The organism is Pseudonocardia halophobica (assembly GCF_027922425.1).
GTDB lineage: Bacteria > Actinomycetota > Actinomycetes > Mycobacteriales > Pseudonocardiaceae > Pseudonocardia > Pseudonocardia halophobica.
On sequence record NZ_BSFQ01000082.1, the window covers coordinates 1 to 3,147 of the forward strand.

Below are 3,147 nucleotides of genomic sequence, written 5' to 3' on the forward strand. Positions count from 1 at the left end.
CGTCCGCCTGCCTCATTGAAGTTCCCGAGTTCGGCGGGCGTGGCGACCGGGTCGTCCTGGCGCCCGTTGTCAAAGCAGCAAAAAGGACGGTCGGCAAGTAGCCAGTTCAGCGACGGACCCACGGGGGTGGCGTACAGCTTGCGTTCGGCGGCGCCCTCGGGCGGCGTGAACCGCTTCGTGAAGTCGCTGATGAGGTGCTCGTGGGTCAAGGTCATACCAAGCTCGTCAACCGGTACGGGGCCTCGAACCGTGTTCACCTGCACAACCCGGTCAGCTGCCGCTGAAGCCATCTGGTTTCTCCTCTGTGTCGGGATCGGGCCGGCGCCGGCCCGGACCGGATGCCGCGCCGCCGTCGATCCGGGAGGGCTCGTGTCGTAGGTGTCGCTCACTCACGCCTGGGTCGTGCGGTCGTTGTCCACTGTCGTCTCGCGGCGGCCTGCGTCCCCCTGCCCGTGCCGTCGACCTCGAGGTCTGCGCCTGTGAACACCTATAGACAGGGCTACGCGCGGTACCGCCGCAGCGCACCGCCGAGGATCGCAAGCCCACAGCCGCGGGTGGCAGCGCCGCGCTGTGTGCTCGTCGGAGCGCCCACCGCCGGCGCTCGCTCGGTTCATGACCGAGCTATCGATCACGGCGTCTCCGAGGGTGATGGGACCTACGTGTTCGGCCATCTAACACGATAGAAACGTTCTAAGTCTTGCTGTGACGCAGCCGACGTCGCTATGGTCACTCGCAGCGCCTGACGGTTACGGGAGTAGATCTGCAATACGGATAATAGAAACGATTCACGCCGCACGCTCGTCGGGCGGCTTCGGAACGGAGCCACAGGAAGCGACATGGCCTCGACCACTCGCTCTAGACCGCGGTCGGCGAGCACTCCGCTGCTCAAGCCTCGGAGCGCAGCGGAGATCGGCACGCGGACGGCGTCCGCCGTCCGGGTCGGACACGACACGTCATCCGGCGTGGGCCAGCACTCGCTGCCCGGGTCTGGGAGGACGACCACATGGCTACCTCCTCCGGGGAGCTTGCTCCCCTCGAAAGGCGTCAAGCGCTGGGCCTTCGTGGAAAGGGCTCTGCGGCTTCGGCTCACGTCTGCCCTTCCGAACAGGGCGATCGATGTCTCGCCGCCGTGGTTCGTCGTCGTAGACGAAACCGTCTCCGTGCCTCCCGAGCCGACCCTTGGTGATCCGGGACAGAGCACGAACCCTGACGCCCGCCACATGAAGGTCATCGACGCGGGTGGTCGGGTGTCCGCGGTGATCGACGACGGGGACGAGACGTCCAACGAGCGTGCGGTTCAGCGTGAAGGGACAGCCGATCAGGTTGACGATCCGGAGCTCGTCGAGCAGCTCCTCGATCTGGTGGTTGAGAAGTAACTCCACGTCGGTCACCCGCACCTCGAGTCCTACTTCAGTGCGGGCGCGATAGCGGCGGCGCCGGTACCGGATCGTTCCTGAGCGCTTCGATGGTTGGGACATGCGTGAGCTGCCTCAGCCTCCGATCCGTGAACCCTTCGCTTCCCTGACCACGTGGTGAACGGAAGCTGATTCCTTCAGCGAGGCCGGCCCGCTCGGATCGAGAGACCGCCTCCCATTGCCCCGACGACGGCAGAGGTGGGCCGCTGACCACCAGTTGAGTGGCTTACCCCCATCCGCTTCATGGTCACCGGAGGCGGCGCGGGCGGGGTGGGTCAGCGAGCACAGTCCTCGGCTTGGTCCGGGTTCGCCTCTGACCAGGCCCCCTACCTGTAGGCATACGATCAGGAGAGTAGACATGGGCGAATCGTCCCTGTGGCGCAACATCATCGTGAACGTCGACAGTTACAAGAACGCGCACTACGGGATGTACCCGGACGGCACCGAGTACGTCTCCAGCTATGTCGAATCACGTGGCGGCCGCTTCCCCGCGACACTGTTCGTCGGGCTCCAGGCCTTCCTGCGCGAGTACCTGACCCGGCGGATCACCCTCGACGACATCCACGAGGCCGAGGCCGTGCACCGGCCGATGGGCATCCCGTTCAACCGACAGAACTGGATCGACCTGGTCAACGACCACGACGGCCACCTCCCGATCGAGATCGAGGCGGTCCCGGAGGGCACCGTCGTCCCGACCGGCAACGTCCTCGTGCAGCTGGTCAACACCGATCCGCGTTATCCATGGGTCACCAGCTTCGTCGAGACCGCCCTGCTCCGGGCCGTCTGGTACCCGACCACGGTCGGCACCCTGAGCTGGACGGCCAAGCAGCTGATGAAGGGGTTCCTGGAGCGCACCTCCGATCACCCCGAGGCGATCCGCATGTACCTGCACGACTACGGCAATCGCGGCGTCAGCTCGCTGGAGTCGGCCGGTCTCGGCGGAATGGCACACCTGGTCAACTTCGACCAGACCGACACGGTTCCCGCGTACGTCGCCGCCCGGCAGTGGTACAACGCGGCGGCCCCGAACGGCAGCGCCGTCTTCCAGGAGCATTCCACGGTGGCGGCCGCCGGCAGGGATGCCGAGGCGGACACGTTCCGCAGGCTTCTGAAGTTCCCCGGGGTCGTCGTGGCCGGCCTTCTGGTCGACACGTTCGACCACGATCGGGCGGTCAACGAGATCCTCGGCAAGGAGATGCACGACGAAATCAGCCAGTTCCAGGGTCTCGTCGCGGTGCGGTGCGACTCTGGCGACCCGATCAAGGTGCCGGTCGACACTGTCGAGTCGCTGATGGACAGCTTCGGGCACGAGACCAACGGCAAGGGGTTCAAGGTCCTGCCTCCGAACATCCGGGTGATCCAGGGCGACGGGCTCACCCTCGACACCTACATCGCGATCTACACCGAACTGGAGGCGCGGGGCCTGGCTGCGGACAACGTGCTCTGCGGGATGGGTGGCGGCCTGCTGCAGCAGGTCAACCGGGACACGCTCAACTTCGGGTTCAAGGCCAGCGCTATGCGCATCAACGGCGAGTGGCGCGAGACCGTGAAGGCCCCGACCGGCAGCGCGATGAAGCGGTCGAAGGGGGGCCGGCTCGCCCTCCGCTACGCCGACGGCACGTACTCCACCGTCCCCCGCGACTCCATCCCGGCGGAGGAGAACCAGCTCGTGCCGGTCTTCCGTGACGGCAAGATGCTGCGCCAGTGGGACTTCGCCGAGCTCATCGTGCGG

At 66.3% G+C, this 3,147-nt stretch carries 3 protein-coding genes; 2 read left to right on the forward strand and 1 reads right to left on the reverse strand.

The genetic code is table 11. From position 1 onward, the window contains the following. Window positions 1-389 (reverse strand): phosphotriesterase family protein (locus PKE99_RS37130; protein ID WP_498371917.1); only part of this gene is annotated, 389 nt, incomplete at its 3' end. Window positions 390-836: 447 nt separating this feature from the next. Between PKE99_RS37130 and PKE99_RS37135 the strand changes: the two genes are divergently transcribed. Next, complete coding sequence (locus tag PKE99_RS37135; RefSeq protein ID WP_156068110.1) at window positions 837-1,376, forward strand: pyridoxamine 5'-phosphate oxidase family protein; 540 nt, start codon at window positions 837-839, stop codon at window positions 1,374-1,376. Between the two features lie 397 nt (window positions 1,377-1,773). Continuing rightward, the coding region (locus PKE99_RS37140; protein ID WP_271214984.1) for a nicotinate phosphoribosyltransferase at window positions 1,774-3,147 on the forward strand (1,374 nt) is incomplete at its 3' end.